Annotated in this window: 25 protein-coding genes and 1 pseudogene; 14 read left to right on the top strand and 12 right to left on the bottom strand. The window is 67.2% G+C overall.

The annotated features are described in order from the left end of the window. Both ACAM49_RS06295 and ACAM49_RS06300 read left to right on the top strand, forming a co-directional pair. Nucleotides 1-531: pseudogene (locus tag ACAM49_RS06295) on the top strand (DUF222 domain-containing protein); the annotation flags it as partial. Nucleotides 532-587: 56 nt separating this feature from the next. Next, complete coding sequence (locus ACAM49_RS06300) at nucleotides 588-1322, top strand: DUF222 domain-containing protein (RefSeq protein ID WP_369634491.1); 735 nt, start codon at nucleotides 588-590, stop codon at nucleotides 1320-1322. A 328-nt stretch (nucleotides 1323-1650) separates the two neighbouring features. On the opposite strand, the gene ACAM49_RS06305 is transcribed toward ACAM49_RS06300, so the two are convergent. Next, nucleotides 1651-2385, bottom strand: a complete 735-nt coding sequence (locus ACAM49_RS06305; protein ID WP_369634519.1) for a glutamine amidotransferase — start codon at nucleotides 2383-2385, stop codon at nucleotides 1651-1653. Nucleotides 2386-2471: 86 nt separating this feature from the next. On the opposite strand from ACAM49_RS06305, the gene ACAM49_RS06310 reads away from it, so the two are divergent. Then, entirely contained in the window at nucleotides 2472-3125 is a 654-nt protein-coding gene (locus ACAM49_RS06310; protein WP_369634492.1) for a class I SAM-dependent methyltransferase, read from the top strand. Between the two features lie 86 nt (nucleotides 3126-3211). Here ACAM49_RS06310 and ACAM49_RS06315 read toward each other — a convergent pair whose 3' ends face one another. The 5 genes from ACAM49_RS06315 to ACAM49_RS06335 form a co-directional block, all read right to left on the bottom strand. Beyond that, nucleotides 3212-4345, bottom strand: a complete 1134-nt coding sequence (locus ACAM49_RS06315) for a polyprenyl synthetase family protein (protein WP_369634493.1) — start codon at nucleotides 4343-4345, stop codon at nucleotides 3212-3214. 180 nt (nucleotides 4346-4525) lie between these two features. Further along, the gene (locus ACAM49_RS06320) at nucleotides 4526-5506 is read right to left on the bottom strand and encodes a terpene synthase family protein (RefSeq protein ID WP_369634494.1); all 981 of its coding nucleotides are present in this window, start codon (nucleotides 5504-5506) and stop codon (nucleotides 4526-4528) included. 186 nt (nucleotides 5507-5692) lie between these two features. Beyond that, complete coding sequence (gene fetB, locus ACAM49_RS06325; RefSeq protein WP_369634495.1) at nucleotides 5693-6469, bottom strand: iron export ABC transporter permease subunit FetB; 777 nt, start codon at nucleotides 6467-6469, stop codon at nucleotides 5693-5695. Continuing rightward, nucleotides 6466-7116, bottom strand: a complete 651-nt coding sequence (locus tag ACAM49_RS06330; RefSeq protein WP_369634496.1) for an ATP-binding cassette domain-containing protein — start codon at nucleotides 7114-7116, stop codon at nucleotides 6466-6468. Before ACAM49_RS06330 ends, fetB begins: the two co-directional genes overlap by 4 nt. A gap of 10 nt (nucleotides 7117-7126) precedes the next feature. Then, nucleotides 7127-7702, bottom strand: coding sequence for a TetR/AcrR family transcriptional regulator (locus ACAM49_RS06335; protein ID WP_369634497.1), 576 nt, complete (start codon nucleotides 7700-7702; stop codon nucleotides 7127-7129). Nucleotides 7703-7776: 74 nt separating this feature from the next. Here ACAM49_RS06335 and ACAM49_RS06340 point away from each other — a divergent pair, with 74 nt between their 5' ends. From ACAM49_RS06340 to ACAM49_RS06350, 3 genes are all read left to right on the top strand, one after another. After that, nucleotides 7777-8997 carry an FAD-dependent monooxygenase gene (locus tag ACAM49_RS06340; RefSeq protein ID WP_369634498.1) on the top strand — a complete coding sequence of 407 codons (1221 nt, stop codon included), beginning with the start codon at nucleotides 7777-7779 and terminating at the stop codon, nucleotides 8995-8997. An 18-nt stretch (nucleotides 8998-9015) separates the two neighbouring features. Then, nucleotides 9016-10086 carry a hypothetical protein gene (locus ACAM49_RS06345; protein ID WP_369634499.1) on the top strand — a complete coding sequence of 357 codons (1071 nt, stop codon included), beginning with the start codon at nucleotides 9016-9018 and terminating at the stop codon, nucleotides 10084-10086. Between the two features lie 124 nt (nucleotides 10087-10210). After that, the gene (locus ACAM49_RS06350) at nucleotides 10211-10657 is read left to right on the top strand and encodes a nuclear transport factor 2 family protein (RefSeq protein WP_369634500.1); all 447 of its coding nucleotides are present in this window, start codon (nucleotides 10211-10213) and stop codon (nucleotides 10655-10657) included. On the opposite strand, the gene ACAM49_RS06355 is transcribed toward ACAM49_RS06350, so the two are convergent. From ACAM49_RS06355 to ACAM49_RS06365, 3 genes are all read right to left on the bottom strand, one after another. After that, on the bottom strand, nucleotides 10618-11202 hold the full coding sequence (locus ACAM49_RS06355) for a hypothetical protein (RefSeq protein WP_369634501.1): 585 nt from the start codon (nucleotides 11200-11202) through the stop codon (nucleotides 10618-10620). The genes ACAM49_RS06350 and ACAM49_RS06355 overlap by 40 nt on opposite strands. Nucleotides 11203-11231: 29 nt before the next feature. Then, nucleotides 11232-11798, bottom strand: coding sequence for a hypothetical protein (locus tag ACAM49_RS06360; RefSeq protein ID WP_369634502.1), 567 nt, complete (start codon nucleotides 11796-11798; stop codon nucleotides 11232-11234). A 70-nt stretch (nucleotides 11799-11868) separates the two neighbouring features. Continuing rightward, nucleotides 11869-12750 (bottom strand): LLM class F420-dependent oxidoreductase, encoded by an 882-nt coding sequence (locus ACAM49_RS06365; protein ID WP_369634503.1) that lies wholly within the window; start codon nucleotides 12748-12750, stop codon nucleotides 11869-11871. A 202-nt stretch (nucleotides 12751-12952) separates the two neighbouring features. Here ACAM49_RS06365 and ACAM49_RS06370 point away from each other — a divergent pair, with 202 nt between their 5' ends. From ACAM49_RS06370 to ACAM49_RS06390, 5 genes are all read left to right on the top strand, one after another. Continuing rightward, nucleotides 12953-14173 carry a transcriptional regulator gene (locus ACAM49_RS06370; protein WP_369634504.1) on the top strand — a complete coding sequence of 407 codons (1221 nt, stop codon included), beginning with the start codon at nucleotides 12953-12955 and terminating at the stop codon, nucleotides 14171-14173. 216 nt (nucleotides 14174-14389) lie between these two features. Continuing rightward, entirely contained in the window at nucleotides 14390-15907 is a 1518-nt protein-coding gene (locus ACAM49_RS06375; protein ID WP_369634505.1) for an aldehyde dehydrogenase family protein, read from the top strand. A 67-nt stretch (nucleotides 15908-15974) separates the two neighbouring features. Next, nucleotides 15975-16382, top strand: coding sequence for a DUF779 domain-containing protein (locus ACAM49_RS06380; protein WP_369634506.1), 408 nt, complete (start codon nucleotides 15975-15977; stop codon nucleotides 16380-16382). Nucleotides 16383-16519: 137 nt separating this feature from the next. Next, on the top strand, nucleotides 16520-16804 hold the full coding sequence (locus tag ACAM49_RS06385) for a hypothetical protein (RefSeq protein WP_369634507.1): 285 nt from the start codon (nucleotides 16520-16522) through the stop codon (nucleotides 16802-16804). Then, on the top strand, nucleotides 16801-17109 hold the full coding sequence (locus tag ACAM49_RS06390; RefSeq protein WP_369634508.1) for a hypothetical protein: 309 nt from the start codon (nucleotides 16801-16803) through the stop codon (nucleotides 17107-17109). The genes ACAM49_RS06385 and ACAM49_RS06390 overlap by 4 nt, the downstream gene beginning before the upstream one ends. 125 nt (nucleotides 17110-17234) lie before the next feature. Here the strand turns inward: ACAM49_RS06390 and ACAM49_RS06395 are convergent, their stop codons facing one another. The 3 genes from ACAM49_RS06395 to ACAM49_RS06405 all read right to left on the bottom strand — a co-directional run bounded on the left by ACAM49_RS06395 (nucleotide 17235) and on the right by ACAM49_RS06405 (nucleotide 21107). Then, nucleotides 17235-18788 (bottom strand): succinic semialdehyde dehydrogenase, encoded by a 1554-nt coding sequence (locus ACAM49_RS06395; protein ID WP_369634509.1) that lies wholly within the window; start codon nucleotides 18786-18788, stop codon nucleotides 17235-17237. A 331-nt stretch (nucleotides 18789-19119) separates the two neighbouring features. Further along, nucleotides 19120-19608 carry a hypothetical protein gene (locus ACAM49_RS06400; RefSeq protein ID WP_369634510.1) on the bottom strand — a complete coding sequence of 163 codons (489 nt, stop codon included), beginning with the start codon at nucleotides 19606-19608 and terminating at the stop codon, nucleotides 19120-19122. Further along, nucleotides 19605-21107, bottom strand: coding sequence for an alkaline phosphatase (locus ACAM49_RS06405; RefSeq protein ID WP_369634511.1), 1503 nt, complete (start codon nucleotides 21105-21107; stop codon nucleotides 19605-19607). Before ACAM49_RS06405 ends, ACAM49_RS06400 begins: the two co-directional genes overlap by 4 nt. A 261-nt stretch (nucleotides 21108-21368) precedes the next feature. Here ACAM49_RS06405 and ACAM49_RS06410 point away from each other — a divergent pair, with 261 nt between their 5' ends. The 3 genes from ACAM49_RS06410 to ACAM49_RS06420 form a co-directional block, all read left to right on the top strand. After that, a complete protein-coding gene (locus ACAM49_RS06410) occupies nucleotides 21369-23735 on the top strand; it encodes a nitrate- and nitrite sensing domain-containing protein (protein ID WP_369634512.1) in 2367 nt (788 codons plus the stop codon). Continuing rightward, entirely contained in the window at nucleotides 23713-24111 is a 399-nt protein-coding gene (locus tag ACAM49_RS06415; protein ID WP_369634513.1) for a roadblock/LC7 domain-containing protein, read from the top strand. The genes ACAM49_RS06410 and ACAM49_RS06415 overlap by 23 nt, the downstream gene beginning before the upstream one ends. A 166-nt stretch (nucleotides 24112-24277) precedes the next feature. Further along, nucleotides 24278-26546: nitrate- and nitrite sensing domain-containing protein (locus tag ACAM49_RS06420; RefSeq protein ID WP_369634514.1), on the top strand; the 2269-nt coding region annotated here is incomplete at its 3' end.

The raw sequence follows: 26546 nt of genomic DNA on the forward strand, positions 1-26546 counted from the left end.
ATGCAGCGCGTGGAAACCTGCCAGCGCCAGCTCTCGGCGCTGGGGTCGAAGCTGATCATCGAGGCCACTGATCGTGGCCTGCCCGAATCCAGCGGTGCGGGTTCGCCGGTGGCGTTCCTGCGTCACACCCTGCATTTGACCCGTCACGACGCGTCGACCCGCATCAAGATCGCATCGCAGGTGGGGGAATTCCACCAGGCCGACGGGCAACTCGCACCCCCGGTGCTGGAGGTCACCGCCGAAGCGTATGAGGCGGGCGACATCTCGCGGGATCATGTCCGCAACATCGTCGAGGTGATGAATCATCTGCCCGCTGATGTGCCGGTGGAAACCCGTGCCGAGACCGAGCAGATTCTGGTGAACTACTGCTGCGAGGGCTGGCCCGATGACCTGCCGCGCATGGGCCGCGAAATCCTGGCCCGTCTGGATCCGGAAGGCACGGTGGTCAGCGACGCGGACCGTCACCGCCGTCGCGGGATCAAGGTCGGCCGTCCCGGGATCGATGGAATGTCGTGGATCGAGGGCTGGCTCACTCCGCAGCTGCGCGCTCTGTTGGATGCGTTCCTGGCCAAGTACGCGCGCCCGGGATGTGCAACCACGAGGACGCCGACAGCCCGCAGGTCTCCGACGCCCTCATCGACTCCACGGTGTTGGAGGCGGCCGCGCGCCGCGATCGTCGTGATGCCGGGCAGCGGGTGCACGACGCGTTCATCGCCTTGTTGCAGCCCGATTTGGATTTGCGCAAGCTCGGCTCGCATCGCGGTATGCCGGTGCAGGTGACCCTGCAGATGAACCTGGCGGATTTGGAGCGGGGTTCGGGTCTTGCGACGACCGCCTCCGGCGTCCAGATGTCGATCAACGAAGCCCTCAAGATGGCGGGCGGTACCCGTCCGGTGCTGATCGTGAACGACGACAAGGGGATTCCGCTCTACCTCGCCTACGGGCAGCGCATCGCCTCCTCGGGGCAGCGGTGGGGATTGCTCGCGCGTGATCGGGGCTGCACCTTCCCGGGCTGTGATGCTCCGGCGGATATGTGTGCCGCGCATCATGTGACCGATTGGGTGAAGGGTGGCCCGACGGATCTGGACAACCTGGCCCTGGTCTGCGATCACCACCACGCACTCGTGAACGACAGCGTGAACGGCTGGAAGACGAAGATGTTGGGCAAGGATTCCCCGCATCGCGGGCGGGTCGGCTGGATCGCTCCGAAGGCGTTGGACCCCAGTGGTATTGCTCGAGTTAACGAGAAGCATCACGCCGGGCAGCGGGTCGCCTCTGCGGTGGAAGCCAGTTGCCGGGAGTGGGGTTCAACGGCTGCGTGAGGCCCGGCTGCCCGTCTACGTCTGGTGTGCGCAGGGACGGGGAAGTGTGGTTGCTTCGCCTGCCCTACCGCACTTGGGCTGACGCCGAGCCGGGAGCCGCACCCGCCGATCCCGGCCCACGGACTGCACGGATCACCTTCTCGAGACAACAGAACAAGGCCTTTGACAACTCCACAGGGTTTCTTTTCTTCTCCCGCGCCGGGCCGCTGCGCGGCCGAGCCGTGAGGTGGCTGGTACCGCAGCCGAGGCCGCGAACCCAGCCACCTCCTCTCCCTTCTCCAGGCGTCTTTTGTCTTTGTTCCTTTTCTTCTTTTGTCTCTTGTTCTTTCTAACTCTGGTACCGAGTGACGAAGCGACGCAGGATCTCCTGCGGCACAGTGATGTGCTCCCGATGCCCGAGCTCGGTCAGTGAATCGGCCTCACTGGGATCGAAATACCCTTCGTGCCTGTAGATTTCGATACGCAGAGCCAGCCCGTGGCCATCGAGCTCCGGGTGGAACTGGGTCCCGTACACGTTCTCCCCAACCCGGATCCCTTGAACCGGACAACCTTCGGACCGGGCCAGCAGAACAGCCCCCGGTGGCACATCCTGACAGGACTCCTTGTGCCCCACGAACGCTCGGAACGTTTCCGGAAGGCCATGCAGCAGAGGATCTTTCACGGCATTCTCGGTGAGCTCGATCGTCGTCGCGCCAGCGGTCTCGGCGTAACGCTCGGTACTGACCCGCCCACCCAACGCATCGGAAAGCATGCTCAGCCCGTAGCACGCGCCAAGGTACGGAAAGTCCCGCCGCACGACCTCGAGCAGCAGCTTCTTCAGCTTCGGCTCGAACACCTTCTGATAGTCGTACTTCTTGGATTCGGGATAGCTGAGGTTGCTGGGTCCGCCGCCGACGATGACTCCCCAGTAATCGTCGAGTTCCACATCCGGCATCCCATGATTCATCTCGACGCGCTCCACGTCCGCGGCCGCGAGCCCGCCCGCGTCGAGGATGGCTTCATACTCCTGATCGGAGGCCGCTTGCTCGGGTCGCAGCTGCAACAGCAGACAAGGCTTGGGCATGCCCACATTGTCAATGCTGCGCCTGCCGGGGTTGACACCTATCGAGGGATTGACCTCGAGTGGGCTCGAGGTTGCACGGTGGAATCATGACAAGACCGGCAGAATTCTGGAACACCGTCTACGACGAAGACACCGCGCCCTGGGTGATCGGCGAACCCCAGCCCGCGATCGTGGCACTCGAACGCGCGGGCGAGATCCAGGGACGCGTCCTGGAACCGGGCTGTGGCGCAGGCGAACACACCATCCTGCTGACCAGTCTCGGCTACGACATCCTCGGCATCGACTTCTCCCCCAGCGCCATCGAATATGCCAGGGCCAATGCCGAAGCTCACGGCGTTCCGGACGTTCGCCTCCAGGTCGAGGACGCCCTGACCCTCGCCGACAACCCGGACTTCGTGGCCGCCTACGACACCGTCGTCGACAGCGCCCTCTTCCACGTGTTCGGCACCGAACCCGAGGCCCGAGCCGCCTACGTCCGCAGCCTGCACGCGGTCTGCAAGCCCGGCGGCGTGCTCCACCTCCTGGCCCTCTCCGATGTCGAACCCGGCTTCGGTCCTCGCATCAGCGACACGGTGATCCGCGAATCCTTCGGCGGTGGTTGGGAATTGGAGCGCCTCGACGCCACTCGGTACCGAGGCCGTGAGACCGCTCTGGTCGGCGGTCAACCACCGGTCCGAGGCGCCACTCCCCCGGATCTCGTGGATGTTCCCGCCTGGATGGCACGCATCAGGAGGCTTTGATAGAGTCTGGCTACCTCACCAGGATATTTCCGAAAAGCCAAAGTACCTGTAACCGCCGGTTACAGGTACTTTGCTTTTAGGTCCTCTCAGTGATCGCGATAGGCGACGAGCTGCGCCAAAGCCGTCAGATCCGCGGAGGCGTAATCGTCCGGCAGTGCCGCGAACGCCGCGTCCAAGGCGGTCGAGGCACGACGCAGCGTTCGCTGTCGGCCCCCGGCCTGTTCGATCATGTCCGCCGCACGGGCCGCCCGGGACGGCGTCATGGGATGGCGGGAGTGATAGAGCCGGGCGAGATCGCGCCCCGCGGCCGTCTCGGATTCGAGCGCGCAGACCACCGGGAAGGACTGCTTGCGGTGAATCAGGTCGCTGTGGGCCGGTTTTCCGGTGATCGCCGGATCGCCCCAGATGTCGATGAAGTCATCGACCAGCTGGAAGACCAGACCTAGTTCGGTGCCGAAGGTGTGCATGGCGGACACGACCTGATGATCGGCTCCAGCGCACAGGGCGCCCAGGGCGCAGGCGCAACCCAGCAGGGCGCCGGTCTTTCCGGCGGCCATGGTCAGGTATTCGTCGACGGTCACGGTCGGCCGGGTCTCGAACGAGCAGTCCTCGTACTGCCCGCGGCAGAGCGTGACCGTGGCACGGGAGAGCCGGATGACCGCTTCGGAGGTCACCGTTTCGGGGGCGCCATCGCACATCACTCCGAGCGCGAGCGCCTGCAGCGCATCGCCGAGCAGAGTCGCGCTGGTTTCGCCCCAGATCCGCCAGACCGTCGGCCGACCGTGGCGGAACGGATCGGTATCCATGACATCGTCGTGCACGAGCGAGAAGTTGTGCAGCAGTTCGACGGCCGCGGCGGCATACACCGCCTCCTCGATACCGCCCCCGCAAGCCCGGGCCGCGGCGAAGGTCAGCGCGGGCCGCAATGCCTTGCCCTGCACGCCTTGCACATCGACACCGTCGGGATCACACCATCCGAAGTGGTACCCGGCCATCCGGTCCAGCGGCTCGGCCAGGGAACCGACCGCGGACCGCAGCACCGGATCGATCGCGACCCGGGCCTCGGTCAAACGTCTCCGGGCTCTTCGTTCGGTCGGCCCGTCGAGCGGGCGGGATAGGGATTCGGCGGCGCGCACACGGATTTCGTCATGACCGGCGAGGGCGGTCGCGGCCGGGCGGGACAATCCCCACCGGCGCTTGCCCTCGAGGTGCTGTCCCATGGTGAATTTGATCGGTTTCGACGCTCGCATAATCGGCCCCGCTCTCTCGGACACGGATACCGCAGCCACCCGGAAGGCAGCTGGGCAGCCATGCTTAGAAGAAGCTCATAGTCCCATCACAACCCGAAACCTGGGGGTTGCCTGCGGATTCCAGTTCGGCAACGGCGGCGGGTCTCGTAGTCAGGTCAACGGCAGACCGTGTTCGAGCGCTTCCGCTGGTGCGCTCATGTAGCGGGCCGCCTGATAGTGGTAATCGTGGTTGGCGCGCACGTAGACGGTGTAATTCCGGGCCATGGCCAGGGTGTCCGCGCGCTCGCCGCCGGTGATGCCGGCATCGCGCAACTCGGTCGGCAGCCGCTCGACCGCATCGAGCATGCGCTGCACACAGTCGGAAAGCATCTCATTGACCAGTTGCTGAGCCTGAACTCGACTGTGCCCGTAGTGATACTGAGCCAACAGCACCGAATTGTACAGATAGCCGGAGGCCTCGTCCGAGGCGACGGAGAGCACATCGTTGAACAGACCCATATGCTCGACGGCCGCCTCGCGCAGACCGCGCATAGCGGGCAGATGCCGGGCCGCCGCGGTCAGATCGACGCCCTCGGCCCGCTCACTGATATCCAGAAATACGAACAGCGCCACCCCGTCTCGTCGATGCGCGCGGTAGGTCTCGAGATCGGGCAGATTGCCCGAGAGCCGTCCCACGCTCTCCGCGTAGTAGGTCCACAGCCACGCGCGGATCTCACCGCGCACACTTTCGCGCCACGTCGTCGAACGGCCGTGGCACAGCCGCTCCCAAAGGTCGGCGAACGCCACCGACAGCACCCCGGAAGGTGTTGCGGTACCGTCCAGTACGGATTCAATGGCGGTAATCGCGTCCAAACACCGCCGGGGATCGGGTATCTCGATATCGAACTGGTCATCCACAATGAAAGCCCAGGCGGTGTACTGGCTCAACAATGTGAGCTCCTCGACCTCGGCGCGCGGGCACCACAGCGCGTACATGCGGGCCGGTCGGGTACGCTGCATCCGGCGGCGGGTGAGCTCGGTGGGCACCAGATCGTAGGCCTCCAGCCAGGACCACATGCCGGCTTCGGCTTGGGATTCCGCCGGGTTGACTCCGGCGGCGTCGAACGGCATGAAGAATTCGAGTGCTTCCATACGAAACTACCTATCCCCCAACCATTTTATCGAGACATCGTAACGATAACGGCATTTCGGACGCTTGCACTCGCATCTGAAATCCCACTCATTAGGATTCTGCGGGCTGGGCGGGCGGCAATCGAGCAACGACACAGGGGTAATCTCGAACCGGCACACACTGTCAGCCCGCTGGCACCCGGGGGATCAATCAGCCAGTGCCACAAGCCGTTGCGCGTCATCGAAGAGGGTCCGTTCGGCCACGCGGGTCGCGGCCAGCGCCGCCAGGGTGGTCGCGGCGAGCAGCATGTACATCACCACGATCTGATAGCGGATGGCCGTGAGCGGATCCACGCCCGCCAGAATCAAACCCGTCATCGCACCCGGCAGACTGATCAGGCCGACCACCTTGGTCGAATCGATGGCCGGAATGAGCGCGGTCCGCAGCGCCGAGCGCTGGTTCGGCAGGAATGCCCGATGCGCCGAAAGCCCCAGCGCCAGCCGCGCTTCCACGGCGTCGCGGGCGCGCCGGGCATCCTCGACCAAGCGTCGCAAGGCGATTCCGGTCGCCTGCATGGCGGAGGACACGATCATGCCGCCCACCGGTACGACCACGCGTGCCTGCGTGGAGATGATGCCCAGCACGATCAGTGACCCCAGGGTGATCGACGAGCCGAACGCCACGCCGATGGTCGCCGAACGGACCGCGTGCGGCAGTCCCGAACCCCGTCGTCCCGCCACCTGTCCGGCGATGACGATCATGAGGACCACCCAGCCCAGCGCGCCGGGTAACCCGGTGTGGCGGAACAGGATCAGCAGGATCGCGCCGACGGCGATGAGCTGCACCCCGGCCCGCGCGGCCGCGATCAGCAACTCCCGCGTCAGATTCAGCCGCTGCCGATAGGCGATCGCCGCCGCCAGGGCGACCAGCAGCAGCGATGCGCCGACACCGGTCCAGTCCGGCACCGAAAGGCCCTCGGTCATGACTGGTTCCCCGCTTCCGCGCCGCGTGTCAGCCTGCCGTCGGTCAGCGTCCACACCTCATCGGATACCTCGGCCACGAATCCGGGGTCATGGCTGACCAGCACCACACTGCCGCCCGATCCCACATGCGCGCGAATCAGCTCCGCGATCGCGAGTGCCGAGGCCCCGTCCAGTGCGGAGGTCGGCTCGTCGAGCAGCAGTACCTCGGGCTGCACGGCCAGCGCCCGCGCCAGGCAAACCCGTTGCGCCTCACCGCCGGACAACTCGGCGCACCGCCGTGCCGCGAACCCGCCTGGCAATCCGACCGCCGCGAGCAATTCCTCGACCCGATCCGCGCTCAGGTCGCGCCCGACCCGGACGTCCTCGCCCACCGTGTCGGTGAGCAGTACCGGCCGTTGCGGCACCAGCCCCACCCGCCGCCGCAACTCCAGCACATCCAACTCGACCAGCGGCGTGTCATCCAGCAGCACTCGCCCGGAGTCCGGCTCCCCGAACCGATTCAGCAGTCGCAGCAAGGTCGTCTTGCCCGCCCCGCTCGGACCCACCACGGCCGTGCACCGCCCCGCGGCGAAGGTCGCGTCGACCTCGCTCAATATCGAGGCGGACCCGTGTCCGAGGCTCACCCGATCCAAGACGATGCTGGGCACGACCCCAACCTTAAGCCGGAGTCGCTCCTCGAGCCGGAGTCGAGGCGGTGATCCGCCGCAGTCCCTCCGCGAGATCGGCACCGGTGGGCGCGGTGTCGGGATCGATCAGCGATTGCGCCGCAACACCGATGAGCAGCGCCTGGTAGAGCGCGCCGACCGTCCGGCCCGCATCCTCGTCCTCGGTCCCGGCGAACAACCGGGCCAGCCCCGTGCGGGATTCGTCGGTGGTCGCGGCGAGCTGTGCGCGCGTCTCCGGATGCGAGAGCGCGTCGAAGGTGGCCGCCCAGAGCCCGCGGTGGGTGGTGACCGACTCGCGCACCGCGTCCCAGTGGGAGGCGAAGCGCCGCAATGGATCCGGATCCGCGTCCGCGGCATCGCCCAGCGCACTGCCGAGTTCATCGCCCCACTCCCGGGTGGCCTCGGCGAGGGCGGCGGTGAGCAGCGCCTCCTTGGACCCGAAGTGATAGCCGATGGCCGCCATGCTCACCCCGGACGCGGTGGCGATATCGCGCACGGTGGTGCGGGCATAGCCCTTGTCGAACAGGCACTCTCGGGCGCCGGCGAGCAGATCCTCTCGATTTCCCATGGCTCACACTCTAGCGCATTCGCCTAAGACAAATGTCTTGCGCATTTGCCCAACACGGTTCTATGGTTTGGGACATGCAGCAGATGAGCTCCAAGAACGTCCTGATCTCCGGCGCGAGCATCGCGGGTCCCGCCCTCGCCTTCTGGCTGAAGCGCTATGGCTTCAACCCGACGATCGTCGAGAAGTCCCCCACCCTGCGGCCCGGCGGCCAGGCCATCGACGTGCTCGGCACGGCCACCGAGGTGGTGCGGCGCATGGGCCTACTCGACGCGGTGCACGCCCGTAGCACCGGCAAGCGCGGCACCTCCTACGTCGACGCGAACGGCAAGGCCCGCGCCACCATCTCCAGCGAGGAGTTCAATGGCGTCGGGGCCAACGGCGACACCGAGATTCAGCGCGGCGACTTGGCCGAGGTGCTCTACGAGGCCACCCGCGAAGACGTCGAGTACCTGTTCGGCGACTCCATCGCGGACCTGCGCGAGGACGAGCACGGCGTCCACGTCACCTTCGAGCACTCCCCCGCCCGCACCTTCGATCTCGTGATCGGCGCGGACGGCGTCCACTCCCACACGCGGAAGCTGGTTTTCGGGCCCGAAGCGGACTTCGTCCACCACATGGGTTACTACATCTCGATTTTCACGACCCCGAACCTGCTGGACCTCGACCACTGGGAGCTGGACTACAACACCCCGGGCAAGATCGCCGGCAGCTACAGCGCCCGCGACAACACCGAGGCCAAGGCCATCTTCGCGTGGGCCTCCGATCCGCTCGACTACGACTACCGCGACACCGACGCTCAGCGCCGCATCCTCAGCGAGACCTTCGCCGGACAGGGCTGGGAGGTGCCGCGACTGCTCGCGGCGCTGCCCGAATCCCCGGACTTCTACTTCGACGCGATGGCTCAGGTCCGCATGGACAGCTGGTCCAAGGGCCGGGTAGCCCTGGTAGGCGACGCCGGATACTGCGCCTCGCCGCTCTCGGGGCAGGGCGCGGATCTCTCACTCGTCGGCGCGTATGTGCTGGCCGGTGAATTGGCCGCCGCCGCGGGCGATTACACCGTCGCCTTCGCCCGCTACGACGCGGAGATGCGGCCCATGGTCGACGCCTGCCAGAAGTTCGCCGAGGGTGTGGGCGGCTGGTACGCGCCGAACAGCAAGGCGATGATCGCGTTCCGCAACTTGAACGTGAAGCTGTTGCCCTACCTGCCGTGGCGCGGACTCATCGGCGGCGCACCGCAGAAGGTGGCACGGACCATTGCTGCCAAGGATTACCGGATCGGCGAACACACCGCCTGAGCTGGGTACGGTGAGCTCGTGAGCACGCGGACATTCGGTTCCAGAATTCTTGCGGCCGTGGGGGATCCGAGACAGCCGGGGCCCGCGACCACACCCGGACAGGATGCGGTGACGGCCGCGACGTCGGCCTGGCTGATCGGCGGATTGATGACCGACGCCTGGGCGCATTCGAATGTGCCCGAGCTGGAATCGTTCTTCACCCCTTGGCATGCGGCCTTCTACGGCGGGTTCCTCGCCACCGCGGTCTGGGTGCTGTGGCTGGTGGGGCGGAATCTGCGGGCCGGTCTCCGGGGATTCGCGGCGGTGCCCACGGGATATCGCGCGACGGTGATCGCGCTGATGGTCTTCACGGTCTCCGGGCTCGCGGATATGACCTGGCACCTCGTCTTCGGGATCGAGGAGACGATCAATATCCTGTTCAGCCCGAGCCATCTGGGGTTGGCGGCCTCGATGTTCATCATCGTGACCTCGCCGGTGCGGTCGGCGCTCGCACGGCCGGATCTGCCCGCGGCACCGCCTTTTCGGATGTTGTGGCCCGCACTGCTGGCGGCCGGGCTGGCCGCGGCGCTGGTCATGCTGTTTCTCGGCTACGGCAATGCCGCGGTTCGGACTTCCGGATACATCGTCGGCGTCTTCTCCTCGACCGATTTCCCGCTGGTGGATCTGCAGGCCTCGGATCTGGTGATCACCAATCTGGTCTTGATCATCCCGCTGTTGTATCTGGCTCGGCGCTGGCGACTACCCTTCGGCGCGGCGCTATTGGCGATGGTGCCCACCGTGATCCTGTCCGGAGCCGAGTCGTCCCTGCGCAACAGCACCATTCTCTGGACCTTCGTGGCCGCGGCGGTCCTGGTCGATCTGCTGCTGGCACTGCTGCGCCCGAGCGGCGACCGCCGCGCCATGTATCAGGTCTTCGCCGCCCTGGCCCCGCTGCTGACCTGGGCGTTGTACTTCGCCGTGGCCTCCTGGCGAATCGGCGCGCTGCCCGGCGTCGTCGAGTTGTGGACCGGCGCACCGGTTGTCGCGGCCCTGCTGGGCTGGCTGCTGGCGGCGCTGCTGCTGCCGCCCCGTTCTCCGGCCCGACAATGACAGGACCGGTCTGAACGAGATCTATTGCATCCCCGTATCTTTCGGAAAACGCAAGATCAACGCTCGCCTCGCCGTACGCTGGCCCACCGTCCCTGAACAGTTATCGGCACGACTCGGAGGCACCATGCTGTCCCTGCAGGAGATTTCGGACCGCCTGGAAATCGAGGACCTCATGGTCCGCTATTCCCACGCCGTGGACACCCACCAGTGGGAGCTGCTGGACGAACTCTTCACCCCCGACGCCCACATCGACTACACCGCCATGGGCGGTCCGGCCGGCGACCTGGAATCCACCAAGAAATTCCTCGCCGCCGTCATGCCGAATTTCTCCGCCTTCCAACATCTGATCAGCAATTCCTCCATCCGCGTGGAGGGTGACCATGCCACGGCGCGCACCATGTGCCACAACCCCATGATGGTCACCCACGCCGACGGCACCCGCCAGCTCATGCTGTGCGGACTCTGGTACCACGACACCTTCGTCCGCGTGCAGGGCGAATGGCGCATCCAGCAGCGCGTGGAGGAGAAGAGCTACATGTTCGTCGCGCCCGACGCCGTCCCCAAGAGCTGATCGAACAGCTCGCGGTAGCCGCGCAGCGCCTGGCGCATCTCCTCGGTGTCGGCGGCATCGCCGCGCGCCCACCGGCTTTCGAGCTCCTCGCGCCGCCGCGAGCAGCGATCGGTGAGCTGCTGCAGCGCATCGGCCACCAGCGCGTCCGCCCGCGTCACGGCGTCCTTCGGATCATCGACGAACTGCGTCTGCACCTCGCGCCACTGTTCGCGCAGCCGCGCGGATCCGGAATCGGCTTGCGTATGGCCGTTTCCGGGATGCTGCGCCCGCCCGGGCTCGCCGTCGGCGAACAGCCGTCCACCGTGCTGCTGTTGTCCGCCGTGCTGCTGTTGTCGCGGTACTGGATCCGCGGCGCCGAACACCGGATCGCCCCCGGGGTGGTGTTGCCGTGCGGCGGGGTCGGCGTACGGCCGGTCGGTGGCGCTCTGTTGCTGCTCCATGCCGGTCCGGGGGTCGAAGTACCCCTGTTCGTCGCGGGTGAGCTCATTCTCGTGGGTCGGCGGGCCGGGCTGGATTTCGTTGCGCGGGTTGGGTTCCTTGCTCATGGCGGTACCTCGATGGTGGGGACTGTCGTTCAGTGGTGGGGTTGGGCGGTGTCGGGGTGGCCGCCGTCGAGTAGGTCGGCGAACAGTTCGCGATAGTGCACGATGGCCGTGCGCATGTCCTCGGTCGAGACCGCGCCGCGTTCGGCCCGGGCCGCGATGTCGTGCGCGCTGCGGTACCGGCCCAGCGGGCGGGCATGCTCCACCGAAAGATCCGCCAGCTGCTGGTCGTAGCTGTCGCGCGGATAGCCGCGATCGGTCATCGCCTGGTTGACCAACCGGTCCGCGGCGTCGAGCGCGCCGCTCGGATCATCGATGAACTGCTCCTGGATGTGCGTCCACGCCGCCTCGTAGCGGTGCTTCTCGTCCGGCGACAGTTCGCGCAATTCGAGTTGGTCGTGGCGCTTTTCGCGCTCGGTCAGCTCCTGCTCGGCGACCTTGCGGTTCTGCGCCTCCTGGACGGTCCGGTCGTATTCGGGGCCGAAACGCTCCCGCAGCCTCTTGCTGCGTGTGCGCGGCCGCAATGCCGCCATGACAATCAGCAGCACCACGACCACCACCGCGATGATGATCACGACGACCCATGCTGTGCTCGACATTCGATCCTCCTGGTCGAGTCCGCTCTGTGCCGAGGTAATGCCTCGCCGCCGCGACCTCAAACCGGAACGATCACTCGCCCTTCAAGAGCTCGATGAGCGGGGCGAGTTTGCCCATATTGTGTTCGAGCACGGTGATGTAGTTGAACCCGAAGCGTTCCCGACGCTCGCGCAGCGCGTCGGCCATCTGCGCGGCGGTGCCCAGCAGGATGACGGGCAGATCCTCGACCGCGCCGGTGAAGCCGAACGGCAGGTGCTCGGTCAGGTAGGCCAGGGTGGCCTCGCGCTCCTCGGGCGCCGCGATGCCCTGGACGAGGAGATTGAATTCGACACTGCCGGCCCGGTTTCCGAGCAGTTCGCGCACGTAGGCGGTCTTCTTCTCGGTAGCGTCCGCATCGGCCAGGGTCAGTTTGCCGCTGTCGGCGGCACTGGCGCCGGTGAAGGCGATGATGTCGGCATGGTCGGCGGCCAGCCGCAGCGCCCGCTCACCCCAACCCGCGATGAGCAGCGGCGGCCCGTCGGGTTGAACCGGACGCGGTTTGTATTCGGGATCGGCGAACAGCCGCCGCAGGGTGGTAACGGTCTGCTCCAAATGGGCGACCCGTTGCCCCGCGGACGGGAACGGCATTCCGGCGGCCTCGAATTCGGCCTGCACATACCCGGACCCGAGCCCCAGCTCCACGCGCCCATCGGTGAGCTGATCGAGCCCGGCCACGTCCCGGGCCAGCAGCACCGGATTGTAGAAGGGCGTGTTCAGCACGAAGGTGTTCAACCGCGGCCGCTCGGTGACATCGGCGGCCAACATGAGCGCCGGAAACGGCGCGGGCAGGCCGAGATGATCGGGCACGCCGATGACGTCATAGCCGAGAGCCTCGGCACGACGGCACTTCTCGATCCAATCGGTACGGGAGGACGGGGCCGTTAGGTTCACGCCGAAGCGGAAAGGGAGGACCATAGATCTTGTCTACCAGTGAAATCCGGAGTCGGGCAGCCGCCGAGGCGGGCGGGACGAGGGCACCCCATCGGGCGCGGCGAAGGCTGCGAAGCCGCACCCGATGAATTACTGCACGGAGTGCGGCGAATGCCGCCCGTGCGGCGTAACCGCGCGCCATCATGGGATATCGCCCGGTCCGGACGCACCGCGAGGAGTTTGCGCCATGACACAGCTGCCCGCCCCGGCGCATCAGCGTGCGGAGTTGGAAAAGGCGTGGGCGCGTTGGACATCAGGGTCCGGCCAGCCGCCGCCGAGCACCGATGTGGTGCTGCGCCACGAGGTCGTGGAGTCCTGGGAGCGGTCGCTGCGCACCGTGGATCCGGCCCGCGCCGTCGCGCCCGCCACCGACCGGGACGAATTCAGTTCGCGCTGGGCCGAATCGCCGCTGCGCACGCCGATCACCGAGATGGCCGGCGAACTGCGAGCGCTGGCGGCGGATTCGGGGCTGGTCGCGGTCGTCACCGATGACACCGGGACCGTGCTGTTCAGCTGTGGCGACCGGTCGGTACGTCGACGGGCCGAGACTGTCAATCTCGCGCCCGGCGGCTGCTGGGACGAGCCGTACATGGGCACCAGCGGCGTGGCGCTCGCGCTGCACAGCGGCCGGCCCGAACAGGTCTGGGCCGCCGAGCATCTGGTGGAGGCCCTGCACGGCTGGGTCTGCTACTGCGCGCCCATTCGCGCCGCCGACGGCCGCCAGCTGGGTGTCCTGGATCTATCGACCTATTGGGATCGCTCACATCCACTCATCCTCACGACGGTCCGAGCCCTGGTGACTGCCATCGAAGCCCGAGTGCACAGCGAACAGACCCGCCCCGCGGGCAACACCCGGCTGGAATCGCTGGGCGTGCCGCGCCTGTACAAGGCGGGCAAGCAGGTGTCGATGCGCCCGCGGCAGCTCGAGATCCTGACACTGCTCGCGCTGGAGCCGGAGGGCTTCACGCCGGATCGCTTGCACGAGGCCGTCTATGGCGACCGGTCGGTGTCGTCGAGCACCCTCAAGGCCGACGTCTCCCGGCTGCGCGCCGCCACCGACGGCCAGATCGCCGACCGCCGCTACATGCTCACCGAACCCCTCGCCTGCGACGCGGTCGAACTGCTGGCCGCGCTCGAGGGCGGCGACCTCACGACGGCGGTGCGGTTGTATCGCGGTCCGCTGCTGCCGGATTCGGATGTTCCGGGCATCGTGCAGTGGCGCGAGCATCTCGACGTCTGTCTACGCACCGCCGTGCTGGCGGACCGCAATCCCGAGCACGCCCTGCGCTTCGGCCAGCGCTGCCCCGACGATATCGAGATCCACGAGCATGCCCTGCGCCTGCTCCCCCACGGCGACAGCCGCCGCGCGCTGGCAACCGCCCGGTTGCACACGGCACTGCATGCCTGACTGGTCGGCGCATCGCGTGCAGACTTGCATGCCGTGTCATGCACAGCGAGTCTTCGCCCGAATTGTCCGTAACCACAGATGAATTCGCAGGTCACCGCCCGGCAACCGGAGTCAGTGACTCAGCAACGTTTCGCCAACCGGACGCCAACCTCCCGCCAACCTTCGCGGTTCATAGTGACCCCCGTCACCGCAGATATGCGATCAGGGAGCCGCGCCATGATCTACGCAAAACCCGGCACCGACGGGAGCATCGTCAGCTTCGACCGCCGCTATGACAACTTCATCGGGGGTGACTGGAAAGCGCCGATCGAGGGCAGATACTTCGACAATCCCTCGCCGATCGACGGTGAAACGTTCTGCGAGGTGGCGCGTTCGGGTTCCGCGGACATCGATATGGCGCTGGAGGCCGCGCACCGGGCGGCGGACGCCTGGGGTGCCACCTCGGTGACGGATCGTGCCAACATCCTCAACAAGATCGCCGACCGGATCGAGGCGAACCTGGAGAAGCTCGCCGTCGCCGAGACGTGGGAGAACGGTAAGCCGGTCCGTGAAACCCTCGCCGCCGACCTGCCTTTGACGGTCGACCACTTCCGCTACTTCGCGGGGGCGATCCGCGCACAGGAGGGCACGATCTCCCAGATCGACGCCGACACCGTCGCCTACCACTTCCACGAGCCGCTCGGCGTTGTCGGGCAGATCATTCCGTGGAACTTCCCGATCCTCATGGCCGCCTGGAAGCTGGCGCCCGCGCTGGCCGCGGGCAACTGCGTGGTGATCAAACCCGCCGAGCAGACCCCGGCCTCGCTGCTGCTGGTCATCGAGCTCATCGCCGATCTGCTGCCGCCCGGAGTCGTCAACGTGGTCAACGGATTCGGCGTGGAGGCGGGCAAACCGCTGGCGTCGAGCCCGCGGGTGGCCAAGGTCGCGTTCACCGGCGAGACCACCACGGGCCGCCTGATCATGCAGTACGCCAGTGAGAACATCATTCCGGTCACGCTGGAGCTGGGCGGCAAGAGCCCGAACATCTTCTTCCCGGATGTGCTGGCCGCCGATGACGACTTCCTGGACAAGGCGGTCGAGGGCTTCGTGATGTTCGCGCTCAATCAGGGCGAGGTCTGTACCTGTCCGTCGCGGGCGCTGATCCATTCGTCGATCTATGACGAGTTCATGGCCCGCTGCATCGAACGCACCAAGGCGATCAAGGGCGGCAACCCGCTCGATGATTCGACCATGATCGGCGCGCAGGCCAGTAATGACCAGTACGAAAAGATCCTCTCCTACATCGATATCGGCCGCAAAGAGGGCGCGAAGGTGCTCAGCGGCGGTGAGATGCGCAAGGTGGAGGGCTTCCCCAATGGGTACTACATCGAGCCGACCATCTTCGAGGGCCGCAATGACATGCGGATCTTCCAGGAGGAGATCTTCGGTCCGGTGGTAGCGGTGACCCGCTTCGACAATGAGGTCGAGGCGGTCACCATCGCCAACGACACCCTCTACGGCCTGGGTGCGGGCGTCTGGAGCCGCGACGGGAACACCGCGTATCGGATGGGCCGGGCCATCAAGGCCGGGCGGGTGTGGACCAACTGCTTCCACGCCTATCCGGCGCACGCGGCTTTCGGCGGCTACAAGAAGTCCGGTATCGGCCGCGAGAACCACTCCATGATGTTGGACCACTACCAGCAGACCAAGAACCTGCTCGTCTCCTACTCGGCGCAGAAGCTCGGATTCTTCTGACCGGCAACCACTGTCCTGCGTTGGGCACAAGCAAGACAGACGAGCCGAACAGTCTGCGAGGAGCGTGATGAAAGCAGGTTCCGTATCCCGAGTCACCATCACCGAGGCCGCCGGCGACATGCTGCAACGGCTGATCGACCACCACGGTCCGGTGATGTTCCACCAGTCGGGTGGCTGCTGCGACGGCAGCTCCCCGATGTGTTACCCCCTCGGCGAGTTCCGGGTGGGCGCGGCCGATGTGCTCCTCGGTCGCGTCTTCCCGGACACGGCGTTCTGGATGAGCGCCGACCAGTTCGAATACTGGCGCCACACCCACCTCACGGTCGACGTCGTCCCCGGCCGCGGCGGTGGTTTCTCCCTCGAAGCCCCCGAGGGAGTCCGATTCGTCATCCGGTCACGCCTGTTCACCGATGCCGAAGCAGCGGTGCTGGAAGCGGCTCCCGCTCCGCTGCGAGGCAACGAACTGGCCGGATGAAGAAGGGTGGCGCGGCCGGTTTCTCCGGGTCGGCCGCGCCATCACAAACCTCTCTCCATCGACTCCTACGCTTAGGTCTGCCGACCAGGATCGGCGAGGTACCACGCGCGTGGTACCCGAAGGGTACGATCGAAGCTGTGAGCTACGAATGGTGGTACGGCGCTTTCGCTGTGCTGGCGATGGCCGGGATCGAGCGTCACGAGGTACTCGAAATCGTTTACGGCCAGCAGCGGTGGCCTCGACGAGGCGTGGATCCGGTGACGGGCCTACGGGTCCTATCCATCTGGGCACGCACCGACGGTGGTCGTCCACTGATCGTCACCCTTCGCCCTCTGGGGGGCTTCGACTATCAGATAGTCGCTGCCCATCAGATGACATCGGACCAGCTCGAGGAATTTCGGCAATGGGAGCAGACGCGATGAACACCAACGAATGGCCTAATACCCCGGAAGATATGGCGGCCCTAGCCGCGCGGGTGGAGTACAGCGACGAAGAGATCGAACTCCCGCCGACTCCCGGCCCTGAGGGAGTGATGGTCTCGCGGTCGCTGAAGATGCCGACCGAGCTGGATCAGCGACTCAAGGATGCGGCGACCAATCGTGGCATTACACAGTCGATGCTGATGCGTCAGCTTCTCGAGTCCGGGCTCGACGCGATGGACCACGATCATGCGATCTCGCTGGCTGACGCCATACGTGCGCTATCGGGATTGCGGAAGTCTGCGTGAGCGGTCCCGGTGCGGCAGAACGACTCCCGCACCGGGGCTGGCGCATCAACTCAGACATGACGTCGTTGTAGTTCTCCCTTCCGGCGGGTAGTGCGTACGCGCGCCGGAGGGGTGGTCGTCCCGGCTCAGCGGCCGGGGAGGAAGCGGAAGCTGCGGGCGAGGGTCATGAGGAGGGCCTGCCATTTGTCTTGGGGGAGGAAGGCGGGGGCGTCGAGGTTGAGGAAGCGGGTTACGACTATGGATTGGGGTTCGGTGAATTTGAGGAGGCCGTCGGGGCCGTGGCGGCGGCCTACGCCGGAGATGCCCATGCCGCCCATGGGGGCGCCGGTGGTGCCCCAGGCGGGGGCGTAGCCCTCGTCGACATTGACTGTGCCGGCGTGCAATTGCTGGGCGATGCGCTCGCCTTCGGCTTTGCTGGAGGCCCAGACGCTGGCGTTGAGGCCGTATTCGGTGTCATTGGCGCGGGTGATCGCCTCGTCCACCGAGTCGACCGGATAGATGGAGACCAGGGGGCCGAAGGTTTCGTTGCGGCCGCATTCCATGGCATCGGTGACGTCGGCGAGGACGGTCGGTTCGAAGAAGAGGGGGCCGAGGTCGGGGCGGGGGTTGCCGCCGGTGAGGACCTTCGCGCCCTTGGAGACGGCGTCGGCCACGTGCTTGGTGACGGTCTCCAGCTGGGATTCGGAGATGAGGCTGCCGATGTCGGTCGAGAAGTCGTATGCCGCACCGAGTTTGGCGGCCTGCACCGCGGCGACGAACTTCTCGGTGAACTCGTCGGCGATCGGGCGCTCGACGTACATGCGCTCGATGGAGATACAGAGCTGGCCCGCGTTGGAGAAGCAGGCGCGGACGGCGGCCTTGGCGGCCTTGTCGAGATCGGCTCCGCGCGTGACGATCATGGGGTTTTTGCCACCGAGTTCCGCGGAGAAGCCGATCAGGCGGCGCCCGCACTGCTCGGCCAGGGTCCGGCCGGTGGCGGAGGAACCGGTGAACATGAGGTAGTCGCACTGGTCGACGATGGCGGTGCCGACCACGGTGCCGGGGCCGGGGACCACGGCGTAGAGATCGCGCGGAAGTCCGGCGCGGATGAACAGTTCGGCGTTGGCCAGCGACGAGTACGGGGTCTGGCTGTCGGGCTTGACCACCACGGCATTTCCGGCCGCCAGCGCGGGAATCGAATCGCCCACCGACAGCAGCATCGGGTAGTTCCACGGCGCGATCACGCCGACCACGCCCTTGGGCACCGCGCGCACCGAGGCCCGGTTCAGCACCGGGAACGCGCCGGGCACGCTGTGCGGCGCGAGCAGCTGCGGTGCTACGCGGGAGAAGTAGCGGGCCGCGAGCATCAGGCCCATGACCTCTTCCTGGGCCGCCCACCGCGCCTTACCGGTCTCGGCCTGGATGATGTCCATGAGGAATTCGCGGTTCTCGACCACCAGCGCCCGGTAGCGATCCAGCACCTCGGCCCGCTGCTTGGGCGTGCGCGCGGCCCATTCGACCTGGGCGGCACGGGCTTTGGCGAAGGCGGCGCTGACATCGGCGGCGGTCCCGACCGGCACCGAGCCGAGGGTCGCGCCGGTGAACACCTCGGTGATCGCCCGGGTCGCGTGCTCCTGGGTGGAATCCACGGCCGCGAACGAACCCAGCCGTTCGAATACCGCGGCAGCCGGCACCGGCATCATCGCCTCCTACTTACGAGTAACCTCTGGATACACACAATCTACCCCGGGTTCTCGGCACCGGGCCGCGACTGTGGGATCCCGGCCGTTCGCATCGGCCTTGCGGCCGGAAATGTCGGTATAGCCGCAGATTTGCCCATTCATCCAGCTATCCGGGCGGTGACGGGGCGTGCGTGATGCCCGGTTTGCCGGGAAAATTCTCGCTACCTGTGAAATCTGTAACCGATCGTGATCGGGGAGCGAACAAACAGCCAGTAGTACCCCGGGCCACGATCCCGCATCCGTACGAGGGGTGCGGATGCGGGATCTCGGAAACCGGTGTAGCCCAGGTTTATTCGTTCACCAGAACCGGAATCGTCAGCACGGCGGCCGAGACCGCCGTCCCGGCCGGAGCCGAGGTGATGGCGAACGGGATGCCGTCATTGCTGGGAATGTGCGGACCGCCCGAAACGGGTTCCTCGTCGGCATGCTGGAAGGTCCCGGTTCCCACCAGACGACCGGTCGCGTCGTAGAACGCTGCGTGCACCTCGAGAGCCAGCACGTCACTGACATCGCTCGTGATCGCGAGAGTGCCACGCACCGTGGCCCCTTCGAGGCGAGTGCCTCCGAGCTGCACCCGATCGGTGAACGGCCCGGGCGTCAGCCGGACCTCACCGGGTGCGACCGACACGGCCGCGGCGGGGGCCTCGGTGGTCCGCGGCGCAGCCATCGATACCGCCGCGGGCGTGGGCGTCGTCGCGGGGCCGGACGTGGACGAACAGCCCACGACCAGCAGCACGGCCATCAGACCCCCGATCAGGACACCGGCCGCACGTCTCACGGCAGCAGCGCCTTGTGCATCTTGGTGTACAGCGAGGTGTTGTCCTGGCTGGCCGCGAACACCTGCGCGCCCGGACCGAACGCGTAGATCTGCACATCCGCGCCGGTGTGGTTGCCCGACAGGTAGGTCAGCCACAGGCTCGCCTCGGGCGAACCGTCTTTCACGTCGGCCTTGTCATCCGGGGTCCGGAAGGTCGCGGGCGCGAAGTTGCGCGGATCCGCCTGTCCCGCACCGTTGACGAACCCGGTCGAGCGCGCCGGATCCTTCACGTTGTCCTTGCCGTCGCGGCCGGGCTTGCTGTTGTTGGCCGGGTTGGTGGCATCGACATTGGTCGGCGGCGCGACGGCCTCGGCGTTGGTGAAGGTGTTCTTCTCGATGATGTTGAAGCCCGCGCACTCGTGGTCGGCGGTCACGATCACCATGGTGTGGCCGTCCTTCTTGGCGAAGTCCACGGCCGCGGCCACCGCATCGTCGAAGGCCTTGACCTCGTCGAGGGTCTGGGCGGCGTCGTTGGCGTGCGAGCGCTTGTCGATCAGCGCGCCCTCCACCTGCAGCAGGAAGCCCTTGCCGCCCTTGTTGTTCGAGAGCAGATCGATGGCCTTGGTGGTCATCTCCGCCAGCGTCGGCTCCTGCTTCTGCGGGGCGCCGTCGGGCAACGCGTTCTTGGCGTTGGTGACGGTCAGGTTCCCGCGGTTGAACAGGCCGATCACTTTCTTGCCGTGCACCGACTTCAGATCGGCGGCGGTGGCCACCTTCTGGCTCTCGGCGGTCTGCGCCTTCAGCGCCGGATCGCCCATGCTGCCCAGCACCTGATAGCCGTTGTCCTGCATGACCTTCTGGTCATCGGGCTCGAACCGCGCCAGGCCGCCACCGAAGATGACATCGGCGGTGTTGTTGCGGGCGATCTGCTCGGCGATCGGGGTGACCAGCATCTTGTCGGCTGGCTGCGCCTCGTAGCTGCCGTCGGCCTGCTTGGGCAGGCAGCTCGATTCGCTGAAGGTCGGTCCCTGGCAGCCGCGCAGCAGGGAGTGGCTGAACATGGCGGCGGGGGTGGCGTCGGTGATCTCGGCGGTGCTGACATTGCCGGTCGCGAACCCGGCCTGCTTGGCCTGCTCCATGAGCGTGGGCACCGCCTTGCCGTACGCGTCCACGCCGATGGCGGCGTTGTAGGTCTTCACACCCGAGGACCAGGCGGTCGCGGAGGACGCCGAGTCGGTCACCAGCGACGGCTGGGCGCTGTTGGGTTCGACCGCGTAGGTCGCGACCGCGCCCACGTAGGGCAGCTGCTCCATGTTCAGGCGGCCGTTCGCGCCCACGAACCGCTGCCGCGCGGCGGTGACATGGGTGCGTCCCATACCGTCGCCGAGCAGGTAGATGATATTGCGCACCTCGTTGTCGGCCTTCTTGTCCGACCCACAGCCGGCGACCAGGGACGCCCCGGCCACCGCGGCCGTGATGGCGGCGATCGCGCCCAGCCAGGCGCGCTTTCGGTTCTGCACTTCGTCTCCTCCGTCCTCGCGCCCGGGTCACCGTGCGCGGCCCGCTGTCCCGGGCGCGGCTGAAGGTAGTGCTGCATGTTTGCCCGCTCGCGACTCACAGGAAGCCCACAGTTGGATCGCAGGTAAACGAATGATCTTGCTGCCGCGGTGGCGACGCGGCTACCGCCCGGCTTATGGGAGTCCGGTCTGCGCTGTCAAATCCCGTCCCGCACAAAAGGACTCGTATCGCCGCGATCGGGGCGCCGCAGTTACGTTGCAGCGATGCGCTTTCCGAAGTTGGGGGTTCGGACCCGGATCCTGGCCATCGCGCTGGTCCCGAGCCTGGCGCTGGTGTTCATCGGCGTCGGCGCGGCCGGCACCCTGGTGGACCGCTCGCATCGGGCCCGCAACTGGGCCGACGAAATGCAGGCCGGTATCGCACCCACCCGCGAGCTGATCGAGGCCGTCGAGGCCGAACGGCAGCTCACGCTGTGGCGGATCGCCGGGATGGATATCGATATCCGGCAACTGACCACGGCCCGCCTGCGCCTGGACAACGCGTTGCGCGTGCTCGCGCCGACCCAGTCGACCCTGACCGCCATGGGCCCGGAGTCCATGGGCAAGGCCACCGACGCCATCGCCCAGGTGACCAAGGCACTCACCGGACTGCGTTCGGGTATCGACACCGGCACGGTGGCGCTCGCCGATGCCTATGCCTTCTATAACCGCATCCCGCAGAGCGTGATGGCGGGCGTGGAGGTCGCGCAGAAGACCGCACCTGACGCCGCCACCGCGGTAGAACTGACCCAGGCCGCCGATGTGCTGCGCAGCCTCGAAGCCATGAGCCGCGCCTACGCTTTGGGCGCCGCGCTGATCGAGGGCAACGACCTCTCCCCCGCGCTGGGCATGGAATACCTCAGTCTGGTGGGCTATTACCGCACCCGGGTCGACGGCATCGCCACCTCGCCCGATGAGGAGCAGGCCGCCGCGGCCAAGGCGCTGGTCTCGAGCGCCGCCTGGCAGCGGCTCGGCGTGATCGAACCGGTCCTGGCCCAGCGCACCCTGCCGCAGGCCGACACCGCTGGTTCCGGGCCCGGGGGCGCGACCAAACGCACCACCCCGCAGTCGCTTCCGATCTCGATCGCCGACTGGCAGCGCAGTGCCGAAGAGGTCACCCACGGTTTGGCCGACCTGTGGCAGGCCGAGAACACCGAGGCCCAGCACCTGGCCAGCGCCGCCGCTTCCGACACCACCCGCAAGTCACTGTGGGCCGGGATCGGCATGGTCGTGGTGGCGCTGGCCGCCATCCTGGTCGCGCTGATGCTGGCCAACCGGATCATCGGCAGGCTACGGCGCCTGCGCGACCGAACCTTCGCCCTCGCCGACGAGCAGCTGCCCGAAACCATGCGGCGATTGGCCGCGGGCGAACACCTCGACGCCGAGGTCGAAACACCCACCCTGGACTTCGGCCACGACGAAATCGGCCAGGTGGCCGAGGCTTTCGGCCACGCCCACGCCAGCGCCGTCACCGCCGCGGTCACCGAGGCCCGCACCCGCGAGGGCGTGAAATCGGTGTTCCTCAATATCGCGCACCGCAGCCAGGTGGTGGTGCACCGCCAGCTCGAGATCCTCGACGCCGCCGAATCGCAGCAGGAGGATCCGGCGCTGCTGGACATTTACTTCCGGCTCGACCATCTCGCCACCCGGGAACGCCGCAATGCCGAGAACCTGATCATCCTCGCGGGCGGCCGCCCGGGTCGCCAGTGGCGCAATCCGGTCCCGCTGCTGGAGCTGGTGCGCAGCGCGGTCGGCGAGACCGCCGACTACACCCGCGTCCGAACCGGCCGCCTGCCACAGGCTTTCATCGCCGGTCTGGCCGTCGCCGACCTGATCCACCTGCTGGCCGAGCTGATCGACAATGCCGCCAGCTTCTCCCCGCCGCAGTCGCGGGTGGAGATCTCGGGTGCGTCGGTCGGCCGCGGTGTGGTGGTCGAGATCAGTGACCAGGGCATGGGCATCCCGGCCGCCGACCTGGACCGGCTCAACGACCTGCTGAGCGCGCCACCGGATTTCGCGGTGACCAGCCTGTCCGAGGATTCGCGCCTGGGTCTGTTCGTGGTCTCCCGGCTGGCGGCCCGCCACGCCGTCTCGGTGCGTCTGTCGGATTCCGACTACGGCGGCATCCGCGCGATCGTGCTGATTCCCTCGGCCGTGATCGAGGGCGAAATCGCCGCCGCGGAACAGAAGTCGATCGACCGGCAACCGCAGCGCAGCGCCGAACTCGAGCAGGCGGCCGCGCAGACCGCCGTGGAGTACTCCGATCCCACATCGGACTGGGCCGATCGGATCAACCAGTTCCGCGCGTCCAACCGGGATCACCCGGCGAACATCGCCACGCACGCGGTCCCGGCCGAATCTCGCCCCCAGCTGCCGCGACGCCGCCGCCAGGAGAACCTCGCGCCCGAACTGGCCGAGTCACCGGCCGCCGAGACCCCGGCGGCCCCCGGCGAACGCAGCGCCGAACAGGCGCGAGACCTGTTCTCGGCCATCGAGAACGGCACCCGACAGGCGCGGCTGGCCGATCCCGGCGCGCACCCCGCCACCCCACCCCGACAGAAAGACGACGGTGAACACCTCCCCCGCTGGTGATTTCGATTGGCTCCTCGACGATCTCGTCGACAAACTCGCGGGCGTGCGGCACGTCGTGGTGCATTCCACCGACGGCCTGCTGCTGGGCCGATCGGCCGGGCTGAGCCGCGAGGACGCCGAGCACTTCAGCGCCATGTCCTCCACGCTGTTCGGGCTGTCCCGCAGTGCCGGGCATCGATTCGACGGCGGCGCGGTGCGGCAGGCCGTCATCGAACTCGACCGTGCCGTCCTGTTCGTGACGGCCGCGGGTGCGAACGCCTGCCTGGCGCTGCAGGCCGGGTCCGAGGCCAACCTGGGCATGGTCGCCTACGAGATGAACCTGACAGTGCACCGCGTCGGTTCCTTCCTCTCGGCGGCGCCCCGCCACCGCGCCTGAATCGCATGAATTCTGCTGCGCCGCCTTCGATTACCGATCTTGGTAAGGGCCTGAGCAGCGGCAATCCCTGCGATGCACACGCATACATGAATCCGGAAGTCAATCTTGTTCCCGCTCAGCGGGACCCGCGCGACGAATGTGACATACGTCCCGTTACCTTTGCCCGATGTTCAGAGCGAGGCTCGGGGTCCGGACCCGCGTGCTCGCCATCGCACTCGTCCCGAGCCTGGCGCTGCTCGCGATCGGTGTGGGTGGCGCGGGGTACCTGGTGGTCGAGGGCAAGCACGCCAAGGAATGGGCGGAGGCGTTGACCAACGCGGCCCCCACCACCTACGACTTGATTGCCGCGGTACAGCAGGAACGTCAGCAATCCATCGCCCAGATGAGCGGCGGTGAGGACGCCAACCCGAAGACCTTGGCGCAGGCGCGCGTTCGGCTCGACAAGGCCCTGCAGGGCCTGGCCGCGATCACCCCGACCATGGCGCGGCTCGGACCCGCCGGTATCGGCAACGATGTGGGTGGCCTGACCACCCTCAGCACTCAGCTCGCCGGCGTGCGCGCGCAGATCGACGCCAATGGCATGGGCATCTCCGATGTCTACTACTTCTACGGCAAGCTGCTCGAGGTCGTCTGGATCGGCACCCGCATGGTCGCCGACAACGCGCCCACCTCCGAGGTGGCGCTGGAGGTCGCGAACGGCCTGCAGGTCGTCCAGGCCTCCGAGATGCTCTCGCGCGAGGCCGCCGTGGCCGAGGTGCTGCTCGCGGGCGGCACGCTGCCGCCCGAGCTGGCCATCGAATTCTCCCGGGTGGCCGGTACTTACCGTGTGAACCTGGGCGTCCTGGCCGGCGGTGACGGTGGCACCGGCGACAAGGACATGCAGGCCCTCATGAACGATCCGGACTGGACGAAGATCGTCATGATGGAGAACGTCCTGATCTCACGGGCGCTCGATCCGATCACCGTGCCGCCCAGCAAGCCCGGCGCCACACCGCAGCTCGCGCCGCTGACCTTCACGCCGCAGGAATGGCACGACACGGTCAACAAGCTCAACACCCAGATCCTGCATCTGTGGGATCAGATGAGTAAGCACAATGAGGGTTTGGCCGCCCAGGAGGGTGATCGCAACGCCCGCGACTCCGCGCTCGCCGGTGGCGGCATGCTCGCGGTGTCGGCGCTGGCCTTCCTGGTCTCGCTGGTGCTGGCCAACCGGATCATCCGCCGCCTCAAGGGGTTGCGCAACGAGACGCTGGTGCTGGCCGACGAGGGCCTGCCCGAGATCATGGCCAAACTGCGCACGGGCAAGCCGGTCGACCCGGTCGCCGAGGCCGCGGTGCTGGACTTCGGCAGCGATGAGATCGGCCAGGTGGCAAAGGCGTTCAACCACGCCCACGCCGCCGCCGTCGGCGCCGCCGTCACCGAGGCACGCACCCGTGAGGGCGTCAAGGCGATGTTCCTCAATATCGCCCACCGCAGCCAGGTCATCGTGCACCGGCAGCTGGAGATCCTCGACGCCGCCGAGTCGCAGCAGGAAGATCCGGCGCTGCTCGACATCTACTTCCGCCTCGACCACCTGGCCACCCGCGAACGCCGCAATGCCGAGAACCTGATCATTCTCGCGGGCGGACAGCCCGGTCGGCAGTGGCGTAATCCGGTGCAGCTGTTGGAGATCGTGCGCTCGAGTGTCGGCGAGACCCTCGACTACACCCGCGTCAAGATCGCCCGGCTGCCGGAGGTGTCCATCGCGGGCAGCGCCGTGGCCGACCTCGTGCACCTGCTCGCCGAACTGGTCGACAATGCCGCCCACTTCTCCCCGCCGCAGTCGCAGGTCGAGGTGCGCGGCGGCATCGTCGGCAAGGGCGTGGCCATCGAGGTCATCGACCAGGGCATGGGCATGCCCGAGGAGGAGCTGGCGCGGGTCAACGAGATCCTGCGCGACGCACCGGATTTCGGTGTCAGCATGCTGCCCGACGACTTCCGCCTGGGCCGCTTCGTGGTCGCCCAGCTGGCCGCGCGCAACGGCATCTCGGTGCGGCTGACCGAATCGGATTACGGCGGCGTGCGCGCCATCGTGCTGGTGCCCAACAGCCTCACCGTGCAGCCGTCGGGCCGCACCGGCGAAATCCCGGCCGTGCCACGGCAAATCGATGCCCCCGAGGCATCGGCGGCGTCCCGGGCGGTGGCCGCGCTACCGCAGCTCCCGGCGGCCCCGGCCTCGCAGATCTCGAACTACGAGCTGCCCATCGTCGGCTACCAGGCCGCCGACCACCCGGCCGAGCCCGCACCGCCGGTCCCGCCCGCCGCGCCGGTCGACCGGACGCCCCCGCGGTTCGAGCCCTTCGGTCCGTCGACGGGATCGCATGTGCCGCCGGTGATGTCCTTCGGCGCGGCCACGCCGTTCGACCCGCCGACCAACCCCCGCCCGGCGCCCGAAC

The organism is Nocardia sp. JMUB6875, from assembly GCF_041154655.1.
Classification (GTDB): domain Bacteria; phylum Actinomycetota; class Actinomycetes; order Mycobacteriales; family Mycobacteriaceae; genus Nocardia.

Coding starts and splice junctions, on each gene's coding strand:
- ACAM49_RS06350 (WP_369634500.1), top strand. CDS start 10,211: ATGCTGTCCCTGCAGGAGATTTCGGACCGCCTGGAAATCGAGGACCTC.
- ACAM49_RS06380 (WP_369634506.1), top strand. CDS start 15,975: ATGAAAGCAGGTTCCGTATCCCGAGTCACCATCACCGAGGCCGCCGGC.
- fetB (WP_369634495.1), bottom strand. CDS start 6,469: ATGACCGAGGGCCTTTCGGTGCCGGACTGGACCGGTGTCGGCGCATCG.
- ACAM49_RS06335 (WP_369634497.1), bottom strand. CDS start 7,702: ATGGGAAATCGAGAGGATCTGCTCGCCGGCGCCCGAGAGTGCCTGTTC.
- ACAM49_RS06360 (WP_369634502.1), bottom strand. CDS start 11,798: ATGTCGAGCACAGCATGGGTCGTCGTGATCATCATCGCGGTGGTGGTC.
- ACAM49_RS06305 (WP_369634519.1), bottom strand. CDS start 2,385: ATGCCCAAGCCTTGTCTGCTGTTGCAGCTGCGACCCGAGCAAGCGGCC.
- ACAM49_RS06410 (WP_369634512.1), top strand. CDS start 21,369: ATGCGCTTTCCGAAGTTGGGGGTTCGGACCCGGATCCTGGCCATCGCG.
- ACAM49_RS06365 (WP_369634503.1), bottom strand. CDS start 12,750: ATGGTCCTCCCTTTCCGCTTCGGCGTGAACCTAACGGCCCCGTCCTCC.
- ACAM49_RS06395 (WP_369634509.1), bottom strand. CDS start 18,788: ATGCCGGTGCCGGCTGCCGCGGTATTCGAACGGCTGGGTTCGTTCGCG.
- ACAM49_RS06370 (WP_369634504.1), top strand. CDS start 12,953: ATGACACAGCTGCCCGCCCCGGCGCATCAGCGTGCGGAGTTGGAAAAG.
- ACAM49_RS06375 (WP_369634505.1), top strand. CDS start 14,390: ATGATCTACGCAAAACCCGGCACCGACGGGAGCATCGTCAGCTTCGAC.
- ACAM49_RS06390 (WP_369634508.1), top strand. CDS start 16,801: ATGAACACCAACGAATGGCCTAATACCCCGGAAGATATGGCGGCCCTA.
- ACAM49_RS06315 (WP_369634493.1), bottom strand. CDS start 4,345: ATGGGACAGCACCTCGAGGGCAAGCGCCGGTGGGGATTGTCCCGCCCG.
- ACAM49_RS06355 (WP_369634501.1), bottom strand. CDS start 11,202: ATGAGCAAGGAACCCAACCCGCGCAACGAAATCCAGCCCGGCCCGCCG.
- ACAM49_RS06310 (WP_369634492.1), top strand. CDS start 2,472: ATGACAAGACCGGCAGAATTCTGGAACACCGTCTACGACGAAGACACC.
- ACAM49_RS06300 (WP_369634491.1), top strand. CDS start 588: ATGTGCAACCACGAGGACGCCGACAGCCCGCAGGTCTCCGACGCCCTC.
- ACAM49_RS06320 (WP_369634494.1), bottom strand. CDS start 5,506: ATGGAAGCACTCGAATTCTTCATGCCGTTCGACGCCGCCGGAGTCAAC.
- ACAM49_RS06340 (WP_369634498.1), top strand. CDS start 7,777: ATGCAGCAGATGAGCTCCAAGAACGTCCTGATCTCCGGCGCGAGCATC.